This is a genomic window from Paenibacillus sp. Y951, from assembly GCF_056786395.1.
The window spans coordinates 301,957-319,661 of record NZ_JBXCIY010000004.1 but is presented as its reverse complement, the minus strand read 5'-3'; the positions used below and the strand labels follow the sequence as shown (position 1 = coordinate 319,661).

At 39.5% G+C, this 17,705-nt stretch carries 13 protein-coding genes and 1 other annotated feature; of the genes, 4 read left to right on the top strand and 9 right to left on the bottom strand.

Annotated features, from left to right (window positions below; translation table 11 throughout):
- Window positions 1-113: 113 nt before the first annotated feature.
- The 3 genes from AC1TPB_RS08265 to AC1TPB_RS08255 all read right to left on the bottom strand — a co-directional run bounded on the left by AC1TPB_RS08265 (window position 114) and on the right by AC1TPB_RS08255 (window position 4,893).
- On the bottom strand, window positions 114-2,114 hold the full coding sequence (locus tag AC1TPB_RS08265) for an ABC transporter ATP-binding protein (RefSeq protein WP_482076038.1): 2,001 nt from the start codon (window positions 2,112-2,114) through the stop codon (window positions 114-116).
- 24 nt (window positions 2,115-2,138) lie between these two features.
- Window positions 2,139-3,884 carry an ABC transporter ATP-binding protein gene (locus AC1TPB_RS08260; RefSeq protein ID WP_482076037.1) on the bottom strand — a complete coding sequence of 582 codons (1,746 nt, stop codon included), beginning with the start codon at window positions 3,882-3,884 and terminating at the stop codon, window positions 2,139-2,141.
- A gap of 478 nt (window positions 3,885-4,362) precedes the next feature.
- The gene (locus AC1TPB_RS08255) at window positions 4,363-4,893 is read right to left on the bottom strand and encodes a YceI family protein (RefSeq protein ID WP_482076036.1); all 531 of its coding nucleotides are present in this window, start codon (window positions 4,891-4,893) and stop codon (window positions 4,363-4,365) included.
- Window positions 4,894-5,240: 347 nt separating this feature from the next.
- Between AC1TPB_RS08255 and AC1TPB_RS08250 the strand changes: the two genes are divergently transcribed.
- Complete coding sequence (locus AC1TPB_RS08250; RefSeq protein WP_482076035.1) at window positions 5,241-7,523, top strand: ATP-binding protein; 2,283 nt, start codon at window positions 5,241-5,243, stop codon at window positions 7,521-7,523.
- A 213-nt stretch (window positions 7,524-7,736) separates the two neighbouring features.
- On the top strand, window positions 7,737-8,303 hold the full coding sequence (locus AC1TPB_RS08245; RefSeq protein WP_482076034.1) for a beta-class carbonic anhydrase: 567 nt from the start codon (window positions 7,737-7,739) through the stop codon (window positions 8,301-8,303).
- A gap of 83 nt (window positions 8,304-8,386) precedes the next feature.
- Here the strand turns inward: AC1TPB_RS08245 and AC1TPB_RS08240 are convergent, their stop codons facing one another.
- From AC1TPB_RS08240 to AC1TPB_RS08230, 3 genes are all read right to left on the bottom strand, one after another.
- Window positions 8,387-9,313: an NAD(P)/FAD-dependent oxidoreductase gene (locus AC1TPB_RS08240; protein WP_482076033.1), complete on the bottom strand. Its 927-nt coding sequence runs from the start codon at window positions 9,311-9,313 to the stop codon at window positions 8,387-8,389.
- A 266-nt stretch (window positions 9,314-9,579) separates the two neighbouring features.
- Entirely contained in the window at window positions 9,580-10,191 is a 612-nt protein-coding gene (locus AC1TPB_RS08235; protein ID WP_482076084.1) for an alpha/beta hydrolase, read from the bottom strand.
- 167 nt (window positions 10,192-10,358) lie between these two features.
- On the bottom strand, window positions 10,359-10,820 hold the full coding sequence (locus AC1TPB_RS08230) for a MarR family winged helix-turn-helix transcriptional regulator (RefSeq protein WP_482063709.1): 462 nt from the start codon (window positions 10,818-10,820) through the stop codon (window positions 10,359-10,361).
- Between the two features lie 124 nt (window positions 10,821-10,944).
- Window positions 10,945-11,194, top strand: a binding site (T-box leader).
- A gap of 57 nt (window positions 11,195-11,251) precedes the next feature.
- On the opposite strand from AC1TPB_RS08230, the gene trpS reads away from it, so the two are divergent.
- On the top strand, window positions 11,252-12,235 hold the full coding sequence (gene trpS / locus AC1TPB_RS08225) for a tryptophan--tRNA ligase (protein ID WP_482076032.1): 984 nt from the start codon (window positions 11,252-11,254) through the stop codon (window positions 12,233-12,235).
- A gap of 470 nt (window positions 12,236-12,705) precedes the next feature.
- On the opposite strand, the gene rlmN is transcribed toward trpS, so the two are convergent.
- A complete protein-coding gene (rlmN, locus tag AC1TPB_RS08220) occupies window positions 12,706-13,770 on the bottom strand; it encodes a dual-specificity RNA methyltransferase RlmN (RefSeq protein WP_482076031.1) in 1,065 nt (354 codons plus the stop codon).
- A 255-nt stretch (window positions 13,771-14,025) separates the two neighbouring features.
- On the opposite strand from rlmN, the gene AC1TPB_RS08215 reads away from it, so the two are divergent.
- Window positions 14,026-15,423: an RNA-guided endonuclease InsQ/TnpB family protein gene (locus AC1TPB_RS08215; protein ID WP_482076083.1), complete on the top strand. Its 1,398-nt coding sequence runs from the start codon at window positions 14,026-14,028 to the stop codon at window positions 15,421-15,423.
- A 132-nt stretch (window positions 15,424-15,555) separates the two neighbouring features.
- Here the strand turns inward: AC1TPB_RS08215 and AC1TPB_RS08210 are convergent, their stop codons facing one another.
- Complete coding sequence (locus AC1TPB_RS08210; protein ID WP_482076030.1) at window positions 15,556-16,878, bottom strand: DUF4179 domain-containing protein; 1,323 nt, start codon at window positions 16,876-16,878, stop codon at window positions 15,556-15,558.
- Window positions 16,875-17,408 carry a sigma-70 family RNA polymerase sigma factor gene (locus tag AC1TPB_RS08205; protein ID WP_482076029.1) on the bottom strand — a complete coding sequence of 178 codons (534 nt, stop codon included), beginning with the start codon at window positions 17,406-17,408 and terminating at the stop codon, window positions 16,875-16,877. The genes AC1TPB_RS08210 and AC1TPB_RS08205 overlap by 4 nt, the downstream gene beginning before the upstream one ends.
- Window positions 17,409-17,705 lie beyond the last annotated feature (297 nt).

Genomic DNA, 17,705 nt, shown 5'->3' with positions numbered 1-17,705 from the left:
AATATTACGCCATTAATAAACCCATAATTGAAAATATAGTTTCTTGTACACAGTTGATTGATATTCAAGCACTGATTGTGGTTTTAAGCCTTTACTTATGCGATCAACAGTAATTAGATCGCTACAGCAGTGCCACCGGCTTGAAGCTGGTACATAAGATAGTACTTACCTTGCTGTTCCATTAGAACGTCATGATTACCTTGCTCTACAATAACGCCTCGATCAAGGACTAGAATCTGATCCGCCGCACGAATTGTTGATAAGCGATGGGCAATGACTAACGTCGTCCTGCCACGCTTCAATACATCTAATGCCGCTTGAATAACAGCTTCCGTCTCGGTATCAATACTAGCTGTTGCTTCATCGAGAATGAGTATAGCTGGATCGTAAGCTAACGCTCTTGCAAACGAGATAAGCTGTCTTTGACCAGCAGATAATGTACTACCTTTCTCAACAACCAACGCATCGATCCCTTTAGGTAATTGCATAAACATCTCATAAGCGCCAACTTCCTTCAGTGCTTGCTCAATACGCTCTCTTGAAATATGCGGATTGTCTAAGCTGACATTGGTTGCGATCGTACCTGTGAATAGGAATGGATCCTGCAATACAATACCCATATGCTCACGTATTTGCTGCTTAGAATATCGCTGAATATCCACTCCATCAATCGAGATATGCCCCTGCTCCACATCATAGAAACGAAATAATAGATTCAATATCGAACTCTTACCCGACCCGGTATGACCGACCAAAGCAACCGTCTCTCCTTGCTTCGCTTCAAAATCGATATCCTTCAAAACGTATTCATCTTCCTTATACGCAAATGTTACATGATTGAACTTCACATTTCCGCGATAACGAGTCATTTGCTCCTTATCCACTTCGATACCTGGCTCATCCATTAGCTTGAATACTCGTTCGGCTGATACTCTCGCTACTTCGAGATTTGATAATTGATTGACAATACCAACAATCGGATTAAACATACGATTCAAATAATCAATATAAGCAAACAATAAACCTACAGTAATCGCTGCCCCTAATTGACCCCTCCAGAACATTATAATAATAACGATGTAGATAATGTTACGAAACACATTTAATAAATTATGGGACGTTAATGAATTTAAGCTAAGCATTTTTTTCTGATATTTGAAATAATAGCTATTCAACTCATCAAATTCCTGCTCCATCGCTTTCTCTTTGCGGAATGCTTGAATAATCGACATCCCTTGAATTGATTCATTAATGTTGCCATTGATCTCACTTAACTTAGCACGCAATACGCGGTTGTAGCGCGCTGCGAATTTACGATACACATAGATCCAAGCAAATAATGCTGGAATTAACGGTAATGTTACAAGTCCAAGTGTCGGATTCAATATGAATATCGAAATATAAATAGCAGTAATATAAATAAATCCTGTACTAAAGTTAGCAATAACACCGACATATAACTCGCGAATCGCTTCAGTATCATTCGTTACTCGCGAAACAATTTGCCCTGCTGACAAATGATCGTAATACTTTACAGGTAATCGCTGTGTATGAGCAAATACGTCATTACGTAGCTTTTGGACAATTTTATTCGCTGCCGTTTGTAGCATAATGCGCTGGAAATAGACAAAGATGGCCGACAGAATTAACAATGCGCAATAGAATGCGGACAGCTTAATAATATAAGGAATTTCATATTTATAAAATTGATAAACTTCTTCCTTCGTTAATAATACCTTTTCTTGCTCAGAAGCTCCTTCTTCTAATAAATAGAACGTTAATCCCTTCTGTTCAAATGTAATCGAGCCATATGTCGGTTGATCGGTAACTCGATCCTCGCGTAGCAAAAACTTTTGTTGATAGCTGGTAGCCTCCGTTGTACCTTCATCTACGTAGTACCATGTTTGATTAATGCCTGTAATATGATCGTCGATCATTTTCTTAGCAATAATCGGTCCGACAACTTCTGCACTAACAGCAATAATAAGAAATATTAGTGCAATAATAATATTGTTTTTATAAAGCATCCCGTATTGAAATAATCGTTTACCTGTCGAGACTGTGTTCGTCGTTTCTTGCATATCGATGTTCTCCTGCTCTATATTGTTGCTCATCTACTTCATTCACCTCTCTTACTGCTACGAGCTTAGCTCTAGTTCAATTTGTTGGCGATCATATTGTTCTTTGTACCAGCCTTCACGTACTAATAGCTGCTCATGCGTTCCCTGTTCAATAACAGCACCTTCATCGAGCACAATAATCCAATCCGCATGTTGAACTGCCGATAGACGATGCGTCGTAATAATGGTTGTTTTCTGTTGACGTTCAAGCTTGATACCATCAATAATTTCCATCTCCGTTTTTGCATCGACCGCAGATAAAGCATCATCAAGCATTAGAATTTCCGGATTAGCAATCAGCGCGCGCGCGATACTTACGCGTTGCTTCTGCCCGCCAGATAAGGCAACTCCACGCTCTCCTACCATCGTATCTAGTCCATCAGGTAAGAAATGAATATCTTTGGCAAATGATGCTCGCTCTAGCGCATGCTGAAGCTGATCCTCCGTTGCGTGCTCATCCCCGAATAGAATATTATCGCGAATGGAGCGCGAGAATAAAATAGGCTGCTGTGGCACATACCCCATATAGCTAAGTGCATCCTCCAGCGAAAGATCATCAAGCTGATGATCGCCTAGCTTCACCTGACCTGAGCCTAGTGGATATTCTCTTAGTAGTTGTTTCAATATCGTTGTTTTACCGCTACCAGTTTTACCGACAATTCCTAATGTTTGCCCTTGCTTAATTGATATATTGAGCTGGCTAAGATTGATCTTATCGGAGCTTGGATATTGGAATTGATACTCTTCGAATTGAACATTAGACGGCGCATGATCTTTCGCTGTCTTTGCCTTATTCGCTACATCTGCCTTATATCCTAACGTTTCAGATACACGATCCAATGAAGCATTACCACGCTGCATAATGTTAATCAATTCGCCCATCGCGATCATTGGCCAGATCAGCATACCTAGAAACATATTGAACGTCACTAGCTCACCAAGTGTCAATTCGCTATTGAATACGAGATATGCACCATAGCCAACACCGATTAAGTAACTAAATCCAACTAATATTTTCATCGTCGGCTCAAATAATGCCTCAATTTTTACGACAGCCAAATTACGCTGCAATACTTCAAATGTTTTTTTTCGGAACTTCTCTTTGCTTGCTTCTTCTTGCACGAATGCCCGAATCACACGTACACCTGAAACAGTTTCCAGTACATCATCATTCAATTCACCGAACGAATCCTGTGCAGCCATAAAGCGTTGGTGAATAATTTTACCGAAAATAGATAGTGCAATCGCAATAAGTGGCATTGGCAGCAGCGCTGCTAACGTTAATTTCCAGCTAAGCATGATACTCATTACCGCTACTATACAAATCATAAAAATAGTAGAATCAAACAGCGTTAATATCCCAAATCCCGCTGTGTTAGATACCGCGCCGAGATCATTTGTCGCTCTCGCCATCAGATCTCCGGTACGGTTACGTTCGTAAAATGTCGGTTTCATTCGTAGAAAATGTCCCATTAGTTTCGTACGCAAAATTCGCTCTAGGACAAAGGATGCCCCAAATAATTTGTTAAACCAAACATACGTAATCGCATAGCTGACGATTGTAATGACAACCCAGAACACAATCATAAGCTGAAACTCTCGACTAGAATATATTTGTTGATTAATACCATCGATTACTTTGCCGATTAACAACGGTGGGATCATATCGAGAATTCCCGTTATAAATAGTAGCCCGATAGCGAGCATATATCTTTTCCATTCTAATTTGAAAAACCAACCTAGCTTTGTCAGTACACTTAACATCGTGTATATACAACCCCTCATATGCAGTTTTGTTACATAATAGGCACAAAAAAGCATGCCTAGCTCGCAGGCATGCTTTTTCATCATAGTAAGTTCGCGCGTAAAGTACGCAATACAATCACTTACTTCTATGCTAATGAAAAGGCGCATGACTACGATTCGTAATCATACGCCGTAAAGTGCTAATTAAAGTTAGCTCTATGGGCGCGGATTACGATATCCTCATTGTGAAGACCAACATGATTTCTGAATGTAGTAAATGTAATTCTCATGATACGTAACCCCCTTTCCATTTTTTAGAATATGTTTACACAATATCATTGTAAAAACCTAGTTGTCAATTCTTTTTTTTCCAGTGGGTCACAATTGTTGTATGCGCTTCCCATCGCTAAAGACGTAAATAACCACTCTATCATCGATGATAGAGTGGTTATTTTATATGTTATGCAATTAGGAGAAGGTTTATTATGAACGAAAATTATGCTTTTTGCACTTCAAATTCAATATTGATTTTAATATCGTCGCCGATTAGTACTCCGCCAGTTTCTAGAGCAGCATTGTAAGTCAAGCCGTAGTCGCTACGTTTCAATGAACCTGTTGCACTAAATCCTGCTTTTTCATTACCCCAAGGGTCAGTAGAAGCTCCTTCAAACGTTACTTTGAATGTTTCTTCCTTCGTTACACCGTGAAGCGTTACGTTACCTACTACTGTGTAATCATCAGATTTCGCAGCTGTAATCGAAGTCGCTACGAATTTCAAACTTGGGCTGTTCTCTACATCAAAGAAATCAGCAGATTTCAAGTGGTTATCACGATCTTCATTACGTGTATCTACACTTGCTAAGTCGATATTCACTTCAATTGTTGCTGATGATAGATCGTTAAGATCAGCTTCGATGTTTGCATCGAAAGTATGGAACAAACCTCTAACCTTTGCAATCATAAGATGCTTAACTGAAAACTCAATCAAACTGTGTGATGCGTCCAATGCCCATTTAGATGTTGTCATAATAAATACCTCCGTTAATATAAATATTATATTTACTTACTTTAGTAAAGCTTGTAATCATATAATAGTCCTTATTCACACAATTGTCAATACTTTTTTATACTTATTTTTCTATTAATATACAGGGAATGTTATCTTCCCTTCTTGTAATCCCACGCTAATGAACTACCCCAGAGACTTTCCAATAACATTTACATTACTTTTCATAATATAATAATTATATCGTCGCTACCTATTGTCAGTACGGTAAGTTTTAATTTATACTTATTTACTGGGGATTAAGAAGGATTTTGTCGGTTTTTGTCTAATTAAGTATAGAATAGAAACTTGCGCATGGAGGGATATGTATGTCTATTCGTTCTAAGCTGTCACTATCCATATCTCTTATTGTGCTTTTAATACTTGTATTGAACGTTGTATTTTCACAAATTAATGCTATTCGTGTTCAAGAGAATAACGTTGAATTACAAGTAGCAACTATTGCCAATCAACTTGCCATTACAATTACATTAATTGATTCTACCAATCGTAGCATAGAGCTCGAACTTGCAAAGCGATTAAAGGCATCAGCGCAAACCGTAGAGGAAATATTGGATCCTGATATTGCTAATGTAACGACTGAACAACTAGAAGCATTAAAATTACAACTAGAACTTGATGATATTACGCTGTGGGTTATGCAAGATGGCGAATTAGTAACCGTACTTTCGTCCAATCCTAAAGAGGTGAATTTACGTTCCAAATCATGGGATTATTGGGATATAGCATTAAAAGACGTAATGAATTTACGTCCTGTAACAGTGGAGCAAGGGGAACATTCTACCAACTTTTATGCAGGGCCTTTTAACTTTGCGGTAACAGACCCTTCAAAAATTAATAAATGGGGATATTATTATACTGGCAAAACAAATTATATGATTAACACAGCACTCAATACAGATAGATCTTTTTCTGATGGCTATATTGACGGAAACGATCGCATTATTTCCCAGTTACTTGCTGAGAATGATGCATTGCTGGAAATTACTGCTTTTAACCCTACCTTTTTCGGGAAAGAAAAAATTATTAAGTTAAAACAAGGTAAACCTGTTTATAATTTAGATGTCCGTGATATTTCATTTGGGTCATATCATTATAAAAATTTAGAATCTGACATTCATTCCGTCCATCTTGCTTTGGAAGAAAATCAGGCCGTTACGACTGAATTCTATGTTGATGATACTTCATTAACTCGAACATTTATTCCAATAGAAGATCATGAACCGTATGTCATTGGTATTGTTATTGACAAACATGCATTAATGGAAGACACGCATAAGCAATTCGTTGATCATATTATTATCGCCGTAATACTATTGCTCGTTACTATTGTCGGTAGTTATTTTATCGCGGAACTACTAACTTCTCCGCTAACTAAAATAATGTACAAAGTAAATGCAATTTCCATGAACCAGTTCCATACGTCGCTTGTTCATACAAGCTCTGATGAGTTCGGATTATTATCTAGTCAAGTAAATACGATGGGTAATAACTTGTCACGATATACGAATGAATTAAAACAAACGAATATTGAATTAAGAAATACGAAACAATATCTTGAATCATTTTTCAAGCATACAACTGATGCTGTTCATATTGTCGATTTCAACTATAAAATTATGCAAGTTAACGATGCCTTTGAAAGTATGTTTGAATGGGATGGCGTCGAGCTTGTTGGAGAACCGCTTTGTAATTTCTCAGCTAAAGATCAAGCAAGCTATGAACAGTTAATCGAACAGGTCATTAGAGGTCATGCGATAACGAGCTATGAAACCATTATGTATACGAAGTCTAACCACCCCATTGATGTAAGTATGACTTTATCTGGTATTCGTGATGAGCAAGGACTGATTGTTGCTATCGCTTCTATTACACGAAATATTACTGCCCGTAAGCAAACGGAAGAGTTACTCGTGAAAAATGAGAAGCTTTCTGCTATTGGTCAGCTTGCAGCAAGTATTGCTCATGAAATTCGTAATCCGCTTACCACTATTCAAGGGTTTTTGAAGCTTAACTCTCGAAATGGGCTTATGCCTGAACATCATATGAAGCTAGTTATGAAAGAAATTGACCATATGGATCTAATTGTTGGACAGTTTCTCGTTATGTCAAAGCCTCAAGTAGCGAATTTGCTGCCTACTAATATTGTGACTCTCATTAACGATATCGTGCTACTAATGAAAACATCAGGAGCTATGGGACAAATTTCAGTAATTACGCACATTGACGAAGACGTTCCACTTATTAATGGTGTAGAAAGTAACTTGAAGCAAATGTTCGTCAATCTTATTAAAAATAGTATAGAGGCGATGAATGAGGATGGCATTCTAGAAATTGGAATTTACAAACTAGACCAGTATGTCAAAATTACGATATTTGATAACGGGGTAGGTATATCTGAAGAGTCATTGATGCATCTTTTCGAGCCTTTCTATACGAATAAACAAGACGGAAATGGCTTAGGACTGCTTGTCTCACAGCAAATTATTGCTAATCATCAGGGTACGATTAACTTTTCGAGTAAATTAGGTTTTGGCACTACCGTAACTATTGTATTACCAGCAGCAAATGTTCCGATATATTCCATATAGTTTGTTTTTGAAGTAAGAAAATTTGAGTTTTTCTGCTTGTCCCTTTACCTTTTCTCTATATAGGAGTATTTGACTTGTTCGGAAAATAAGAGAATAATAGTTGTTATCGGATTCAAATTTTGCAATCGTAGTTAAGTCAGCAATGCTTTCGAGCTTACTTTTCGTTAATACGCAGTATACTAAAGAGCATGAACAGTTTTAGGAGGAATACAGATGAGTATCGTGAAAAATTTAATGGAATTTAATAAGTCATTCGTAGCAGACAAAGAGTATGAAAAATATTTAACAGACAAGTACCCTGAGAAAAAAATTGCGATTTTAACTTGTATGGATACAAGACTAATGGAGCTATTGCCAAAAGCATTAAACCTTCGCAATGGCGATGCCAAATTCATAAAAAATGCTGGTGCAGTATTAACTCAGCCCTTCGGTTCAGCAATGCGTAGCATTCTAGTTGCTATATACGAATTAAATGCAGAGGAAGTAGTCGTTATCGGACACCATGGTTGCGGTATGACAAACCTTGATAGTAATGGCCTAGTTAATAAAATGGTCGAACAAGGTGGAGTCGATCCGTTAGTTATCGAAACGCTGGAACGTTCAGGTATTCGTATGGAGAAGTTTCTACGTGGCTTTACAGCCCCTGAGCACGGTGTCATGCATAGCGTCAAAATGATTCGCAATCATCCATTATTTCCGAAGAGTGTTCCTGTACACGGCTTTATTATGGACCCTGAGACAGGCGGGCTTGAATTACTAGTAGAAGATTATCGTGAATAGATAAGCGTTAAAATAACAAGGCATTTTCATGCTTATCAGGTGTAGCTTATCTCCTGGTTAACATGGAAATGCCTTATTTGTGTTTATTGATGCCGAATGATCGCCTGAACTTTCGTTAAGCGCTGCTGAGCTGCATCCTGATTCATACTTATGGCAGCCTTCACACCATCACCTGCCGCAATTACAGCTTGGGCAGGCGATACATGGGCCATATCTCCTGCCACATAAACACCTTGAATACTCGTTCTCCCTTTACCATCCTGCCAAATTCCGCCTTGTTCTGTTAGCCTACAGCCTAATTCAGTAGCTAATGCTCCAGCATGTCTCCAATATGTAGAGACAAATCCACCCGTACAATTAACTTTGCTGCCGTCCTTCAGTAATACTCCTTGTAGCTGCCCCTTTTGCCCAACTAATTGAGCGATTGGTTGTTCATAGATCGCAATATTCATCGCCTTCAACAGTTCTTTCTCCGAAGTCGTTAGTTTGTATTTCCCGTTCGTAAATACAAATAAACGCTTACTCCACTGCTGCAGGAGAGATGCAAGAGAAACGACATTGTTAGCCTCTGTAAATATAGCTAGTGCTCGATCTCGCAGCTCATAGCCATCACAATAAGGACAACTGAACACGGAGCGTCCATAGTAGTGTGCAATGTTGCGAATGGACGGTAACGATTCCTGTAATCCCGTGGCAAGTAATACTTTATTTACTTGGATCTTTTTACCTTGAGCTGTCGTTATTGTAAATGTTCCATTATTGCCGCGCTTAATGTCTGTAATCGTGGACTGATATTGCTTCACATGCTTAAACTGCGCCAACTCCTGCTGAGCTAATTTTCGAAATTTGAGGGGTGAAGTCCCTTCGCGCGTTATAAAGCCATGCATCGCTTCAGTGACAGCATTACGAGGTTTTGCATTATCAAAAAGATATACTTTATGTCTAGACCGAGCAAGCAACAGCGCAGCATTCAATCCAGCTGGCCCACCACCAATAACGGCACATATCATCCCGATCACATCCTAATCCTTGTTAACACATCATATGTTACAAAACGAGTAGGCATGCTTTCGAGAGCGCCTAGTTGAATAATTAATTATTCAACTAGGCCGCTTCATTGATCGCTACGTGATGCATGGACTATAATTTTATGGTCTATGCAGACTTTTTGGTGTTAGTGTTACTTTGCTAGGTCTAACATTTCAGAAAGGTTGATCTTATCGCAAGAAGAGGATACTCCAAAGGTCACTACAAATATGACCGTTGAAATGAAGCATTACGACTTGAATCGCTCTTCATACCATACTTTTGCAGCATCTACTTCTGTACGCGTTAACCGGTGACCATTGCGCTCCCAATGCATTTGCACATCTGCACCAGCTCCTTGTAACAATGCCGCTAGCTCATTCGATTCTTCTGGTGTACAGATGGGATCATTCTCTCCAGCTGCAATAAAGCAACCGACACCACTTAACTGTGGTAGCGTGATATTGCGAAGCGGCACCATTGGATGATGCATCATCGCTCCTTGAAGTGCATCTGCATAATGGAATAGCAGACTTGCAGCAATATTAGCACCATTAGAATATCCTAGTGCAACAACTTTATTACGATTAAATCCATATTGGATAGCCGCATCGTCCACGAACTGCTTAAGCTCCTGTGTACGGAAGATCAAATCTGCCTCATCAAATACTCCCTCAGCAAGTCTGCGGAAGAAACGTGGCATTCCATTTTCCTCAATATTACCTTTCACACTTAAAATTGCCGCATCCGGATCAACAAGGCGTGCCAGAGGTATTAGATCATTCTCATTGCCACCAGTACCATGCAATAGTAATAGCACTTGGCCATCCTGCGTTTTTCCCGCTTCATAAATATGTTTCATCATTAATTCCCTCCAATTCATATGGTTACATTCATTGTCCCTTTAAATTGCTGATTACATTCTAAAGGTGTAATTCAATAATCGAATTAAATAACAAGCTTAATCATCACCGTACTATCTCAGCATTAAGATATATGATAGAAAGCTACCTAGAGCTTCTAGGGCTGCTAGCCCTTATAGCTTTCTTCTGCAAACTTTCCAAGCTTCTTCAGTAGTATCGTTGCTTGATGCTGCTCCTCTAGCGTAAGACCGGCCACAGCGTCACGGATCACACAGCCATGAGTAGGAAATACCCGCTCTATAAACTCCGAACCAGCATCCGTTACTTCAGCATAGATTAAGCGACGGTCTTCCGTAGACACTCTCCGTCTTACGAGCTGTTTTTTTTCTAATTTGTCAATTACATACGTAATATTACCGCTACTCATTAGCACCTTATTGCCAATTTGTTGTAATGGCTGCGGCCCTTTATGATATAGTAATTCAAGTACGCCAAATTCTGTACGATTCAAGCCATGCGCACGAATATCCCGATCTCCATGTGAGCTTACCCATTGGTTGGCACGCGATAATGCAATATATAATTCTAATGCATCTTCCACTTGTTCATAACGCTTTGTTTCGCTCATCGTTATGCCCCTTTTTCTTTTATCTTAATATTAAGATAACATGTTGATGATATGATGTCAATCTCCCCAATTTGCTAACTTGACTAATTTCTCATTAATAAGTATGCTATTAACAATTATATAGGAAACAGCAATGAAGAGAAATAGTAGTCTAATGATGCATGTCATAAGCGAGCCGATAACTGGTGAGAAGTTCGGCACATGCCTGTAGATGAATGGGTCTTTTCGCCTCAACCTGAACATGTTCATGTATATTGCCAATGCAATAACTGTCATTAGTAGGCATTGACGGAGCTCACCGTTATTGAGCGATCAAGTGCGATTGAATAATCGAATTTGGGTGGTACCGCGGAGTATAATGCTTCGTCCCTTATGTTTTTAGGGGCGGAGCTTTTTTGTATTTAAATTAAAAGAAAGTAAGGTGTTCGTACATGAAACGTATACTATCAGGCATTAAACCAAGTGGAGAACTTAATATTGGTGGGTACTCAGGAGCATTAAGTCAATTTGTGCGTAATCAGGAGCTATTTGAATGCTTCTATTTCATCCCTGATCTACATGCGTTAACCGTATATCAAGATCCGAAGGAGCTTCATCAACGTTCACGTGAATTGGCTGCTCTATATGTCGCTGCTGGCATTGATCCGAAACGTTCAGCAATCTTTCTACAATCACAAGTTTCTGCCCATGCTGAGCTAGGTTGGATTATGGAAACACAGGCACATTTCGGCGAGCTAAGTCGTATGACGCAATTCAAAGACAAATCCGATGGTAAAGATGTAGTAAGCTCCGCACTATTCACTTACCCTGCATTAATGGCTGCCGATATTTTACTATATCAAGCGACACATGTTCCTGTAGGTGATGACCAGAAGCAGCATGTTGAGCTTACTCGTGACTTAGCTAATCGCTTTAACAATCGCTATGGTGAGACGTTTAAAGTACCTGAGCCAATTATTCAAGAAACTGGCGCTCGTATTATGGGACTTGATGATCCATCGAGCAAAATGAGCAAATCTAATCCCAATATAAGCAGCTATATTCTAATGCTGGATGAGCCTGCTGTTATCCGCAAAAAATTCTCGCGAGCTGTAACAGATTCCGATATGTCTATACGTTATGACTGGGAGAATAAGCCTGCTGTTAGTAATCTGATCGAAATTTATTCTGTATTCGCTGATATGGATATTCCAGCGGTTGAGAAACATTTCGAAGGTCAAGGCTATGGTAATTTTAAAAAGGAAATTGCTGAAGTTGTCATTGCTAAGCTTGAGCCGATTCAACAAAAGTTCCATGATATCGTCAACTCCTCTGAGCTAGATGCTATTCTTCGTGATGGTGCAGAGCGTGCCGCTGCTGTAGCAAATGATACACTGACAAAAGCGAAGAAAAACATGGGGTTGCTTGTATTGTAATAGAGAATTTAATAGTGCCTCTACCGACACAGTTGCAAATAACGAAACTTTTTTCGCTATTTCATGCTAATTAGAGCACGGAGTGTGCATTAACGAAACTTTTTTCGCTATTTCATGCTAATTAGAGCACGGAGTGTGCATTAACGAAACTTTTTTCGTTATTTCATGCTAATTAGAGCACGGAGTGCGCATTAACGAAACTTTTTTCATTATTTCATGCTAATTAGAGCACGGAGTGCGCATTAACGAAACTTTTTTCATTATTTCATGCTAATTAGAGCACGGAGTGCGCATTAACGAAACTTTTTTCGTTATTTTAGATTTTTGGCTCCCCATTGAGCTCATTAACGAAACATTTTGCACTGTTTATCACAACTGAACTCACTTTGGGATAACCATACTTCTATATAATAAATAGGCTCTCTTGAAAGTTACTTGCTTTCAAGAGAGCCTATTAAGTTATTCCACCATTAATTATTCGATGCTTTATCTAGCTGTTTACTGCGTAATTGTCCACATGCTGCATCGATATCAGCACCATGCTCCAGACGCACACTTACGCTAATCCCTTGCTTTTTCAACACATCATAGAAAGCACGTATATCTTCTTGCTCACTTCGCTGATACTGGCTATGCTCATCTACCGGGTTGTACGGAATTAAGTTGACGTTCACGAGGTCTTTACGTGGCATCATTAATTCAGCAAGCTCAAGCGCATGCTCCGGCTGATCATTGACATGCTTCAACAATATATATTCAATCGTTGCACGACGATTAGAGTTATTCAAGTAATAATCAATCGCAGGCATTAGCTTCTCTAGCGGATAAGCTTTATTGATCTTCATAATGCGTGAGCGAAGCTCATTGTTCGGCGCATGTAGAGAAATGGCTAAGTTAACACCAAGATCACTATCGGTGAATGGTTTGAACATATTAACAATTCCACTCGTCGATACCGTAATATGACGCGGACCAATCGCAAGACCATTATGATCCTTCACTGTACGGATAAAATTAGACATATGCACAAAGTTATCGAATGGTTCACCAATACCCATCACAACGATATGACTTACTTTTTCGTTTTTGTTATGACCGTCTAAGAAAAATTGTACCTGCATAATTTGCTCGGTAATCTCAGCGCTTGTTAGATCACGGCTTTTCGCAATTAATCCACTCGCACAGAAGCTACAACCGATATTACAGCCCACTTGTGTCGTAACACAAACAGATAGGCCGAACTTATGGCGCATAAGCACCGTCTCGATTAGATTGCCATCAGCAAGCTGGAATAGAAACTTTACCGTACCGTCCTGTGATTGCTGACGTGTATGCTCAGTTAATGTTTCTAGAATAAAATGCTTCTCTAGAAGCTCTACTGTCGCACTATTTACCTCAGACATTTCTGCAAATGAACGGACGCGATTACGATACATTGCACGCCATACATGAAGTGCACGAGAACGCTTCTGACCACGCTCTTCTAACCACTCCACTAATTGCTCAAATGTTAATCCATATATTGATTCTTTCATCTCACTATATCCTCTTTTCACTTATCACATGATCTATGCGGCAATATGTTACTGCTCGTGCTGTTATGATAGATTCCTCTATCTTTTTTCGCCGAGTGGACTCCCACTTCTATATATGGCGAGGTGAATCGGCGATCCCCTGAATAATCCCGCAAAATATTCTTCCCTTCCTATATCCAAAAAGGTATAATGGGATGAGAACATACATTCGCACTGATAACTGGAAGGGGTGAAGTTTTGTCAGATTCAAAGTCAATGTACAGAACCCATCAAGTGTGGATTAAGCCGGGTCATCGCTTGTTTCCGTACCTCGATCAAGCATGCCAGGACGCTAAGAACCTATATAACACGACCAACTTTTACATCCGACAGATCATTACCGCATTTGGGAAGATTGAGCCTCTCCAGCCTTTGCAACAGGAAGTTCTAGATACGCTGGCATCACATATTGATCTTATGAATGAACGACGAAGTGAAGCTAATCGTTCTCATCCGTTCAAGCTACCCTCGAAAGATAGTCCCTTTGTTCATTATAACTTCTTGGACGCATTATTCAAAGTGATGAATCAACTCGATTATCGAGCACTCCCGACGCAGTGCAGTCAGGGAATCATGAAGACGGTGTTCCAAAATTGGCATTCTTTTTTTGCCAGTATCAAGGATTACCGCCAGCATCCTGAGAAGTACAATAGCAAGCCCAATATTCCGGGATACGCACGCAATAGAGTAAAGGAAGTGTCGTTCACCAATCAAGACTGTGTGATCAAAGAACGAAAATTCCTCAAATTTCCAAAGAGCAAGCTGCAACTGAACATCGGCAAGCTAGGTTGTACCGACGGACAACTGAAGCAAGTACGTGTCATCCCACGCTATGGGCAATACGTCGTTGAATTGATCTTCGCTTATCCGCTTGAACAGAAGGAAGCCATAGCAGAACACGTGCTGGCTATTGATCTTGGCGTCGCCAATCTTGCAACCATCGTCACGACGACCGGAGAGAAACCGATCCTCGTGAAGGGCAAGATCGTGAAAGCGATCAATCAGTATTACAACAAGATGAAAGCGCATTATACCAGCATTCTTCGTCAGGGCAAGGAACCTCGCGAGGGAGTGCATACATCCAGGCGATTAGAACGGCTCCATTTGAAGCGCCATCGGAGGATCAAAGACTTGTTCCACAAGGCAAGTCATCACATCGTTATGTTGGCAGTAGAGCAGAACATCGGTACGATCGTCATTGGACATAACGATGGATGGAAACAAGCATCCGGAATCGGACGGCGAAACAATCAGTCCTTCCATCATATTCCCCATCACATGCTCATCAAGATGATCGAGTATAAGGCAACGGAACAGGGAATCATCGTGATCCTGACCGAAGAGGCGTATACCTCGAAAGCCAGCTTTGTAGATCAAGATCCGTTACCGAGTTATAGCGAAGAAGGGACATGGATCTTCTCAGGTAAACGGATGTATCGCGGTCTGTATCAGAACACGAAGGGTTTGATTCATGCAGATGTCAACGGTGCCGCCAATATTATGCGAAAAGTATTCCCAAATGTATCTGTCAAAGGAGCGAATGGGATAGAGGGGTTGGATGGTAACCAGACCATCAACGTGTCAACTCCACTGGTGTTAACCATCCTGAAATAAATGGGATAATACATCAGAAACCCTCCACTTCAGTCGAAGCGACAGCTTTGGTAAGTGGCGGGAGTATTCATTTTCCCAAAATAATCACGACAATACAAGTAGTAAGTTAAGGTCAAGTGATAACCCCTTCAACTATTGAAGGGGAATGGCTATTTCCACACTACCATCAAGGTATGATGGATAGGAATTAACATAAATTCGAACAGGATTGACGACCTCACTCAAATCATAATTGTCTACAGATTCTATATAATCCTCCATGTATTTACTATTTGCTGAATCCGTATAAACTGGATTCCCTTCTGCATCAATCCCACCTTTCCCTAATACATTAGAACTCGATGAGTCTCTATCAATAAATATTTTCGAGCGCAATGAACGGTGATTCATAATTTCTAGTTCGACAACAAGCTCCTCAGGTATATACAATAACTCATTACGGTCAAAATCCACTTCGATATAATCCTGACCTTTAGGTAACGCTTCTATACCTTCTAATTGCAAAGTTAATTGATCTGGCTCACGGAAGAAGTTACTTTGGATCATATACCCAACTTCTCCATCTCGTATATCTCCCCAGCTAGAAATGCCATTAGGGATTCCACCCCACTCTTCTTCATGCTCATCAACTAGCTTAACATCTTGAATTCTTAGTATTTGCATCGTATTACGCTCATCAACAGCAAGCTTTACACGTGCACGTAGTGGTGAAATACTTAGCGATCTTACCGTTAATCGCTGTCCATCAATAATAAACTCTTTGTTCAATTCATAATGCTTCGTAACAGCAACAGGCTGCTGCAGCGTAAACGGAATAGCGAACTTTGTATTATGCTCATCGCTTAACTCTACCTCTAAGGTGAAATTAACATTTTCATAGTTAATCCCATCAGGAGCTTCTATTACTATTTTATCTTCTACACTATTTGTTGGCTCTGTACTAATCCCTGTATAACTGATACCAGCATATTCCATCCTCTTCCCATTTTGCAATATATTCACTTCATTAGTATTCAGTCGTGAAATATCATACGGTGCATCTAATGTATAGAAAATAATCATTCCCGTTTCATCAGCAATAACACTATCTACTGTCAGCGTAAAATCATTATTCGTTACTTTAATATTCAATGGTTCATAATATTGCTGATCCATAATATCTTCAATACCTTTATCCCAAGTAATAAGATCGACCACTCGATCCATCCCAGGTATTTTTGCTATTGTACTAGCAATTACAGGTGAGATCCGTATACTTGTGAAGAAAATAATTAGTATTCCCATTATGATACTAGTATTACGTATCCATATGTGCTGTTTTGCTCTAGTACGCTCCCGCTTCACTTGATGCATTCCATTCATTCTAGCCTCTACTAACTGCTCTGTAGGAACAATAATGTCATCAAGCGCTTCGGCATAACGTTCATAGTGATTCACGATTTCCTTCTCCATCATATCCCCTCCTCCTTGAACAATAATCGTAATTTACGAAGTGCATAATGCAATCTAGATTTCACTGTTCCTTCAGGAATATTTAATGACTGAGCAATGTCTGTATTCGTGCGATCCTCGATATATTTCATCACAATAAGCTCTCTTTGTTCATCATTTAAATTCGACAGTGTATCTAACAGTTCTATTTCAGTATTTTGCTCCGATCGATGGTCCACATAATGCTCCGTGCATTGATCAACTACTAGATCACTTGGTATTTCCCGCTTCTGCTTGCGTAACATATCATGACAAATATTAATTAGTATTCTAGTTAGCCACGTCCGAATATATTGCGGCTCCTTCAGTGAGCTTATATTCCGATAGCTACGATAAGTATGCTCCTGCATCGCTTCGATCGCATCATGCTCGTTACGCATATAGCTATAGGCAACCTTATAGAGCGGATGTTCATATTGCTGCATTAACTGAACAAAAGCAGCTTCATTACCTGCTATAGCATATTTCGCAAGCATAAGCTCATCATTCGTCATATTGTCATCACCTCGATTCTTTCGTTTGGTCGCTATATGTATTAGACTTTCCACACGTTCATTTCGTTCACAAGAGCAATGTTTTTTTATAATTCATTCATCGAGCATATGATAACTTCTTAGTAACGCGCTCGATCAGCTACTTATTTCGCTAGCTTAACACTAAAGTGAATGAATCTCGTGTCACATTATATTGGTATCTATGTTTATCTAACTGCAAATAAGATAAAAAATCCACTCCAAATTATTAGAGTGGATTACAATGTTCGCTGTTAATATTATCTCTCTTTTGAGCGT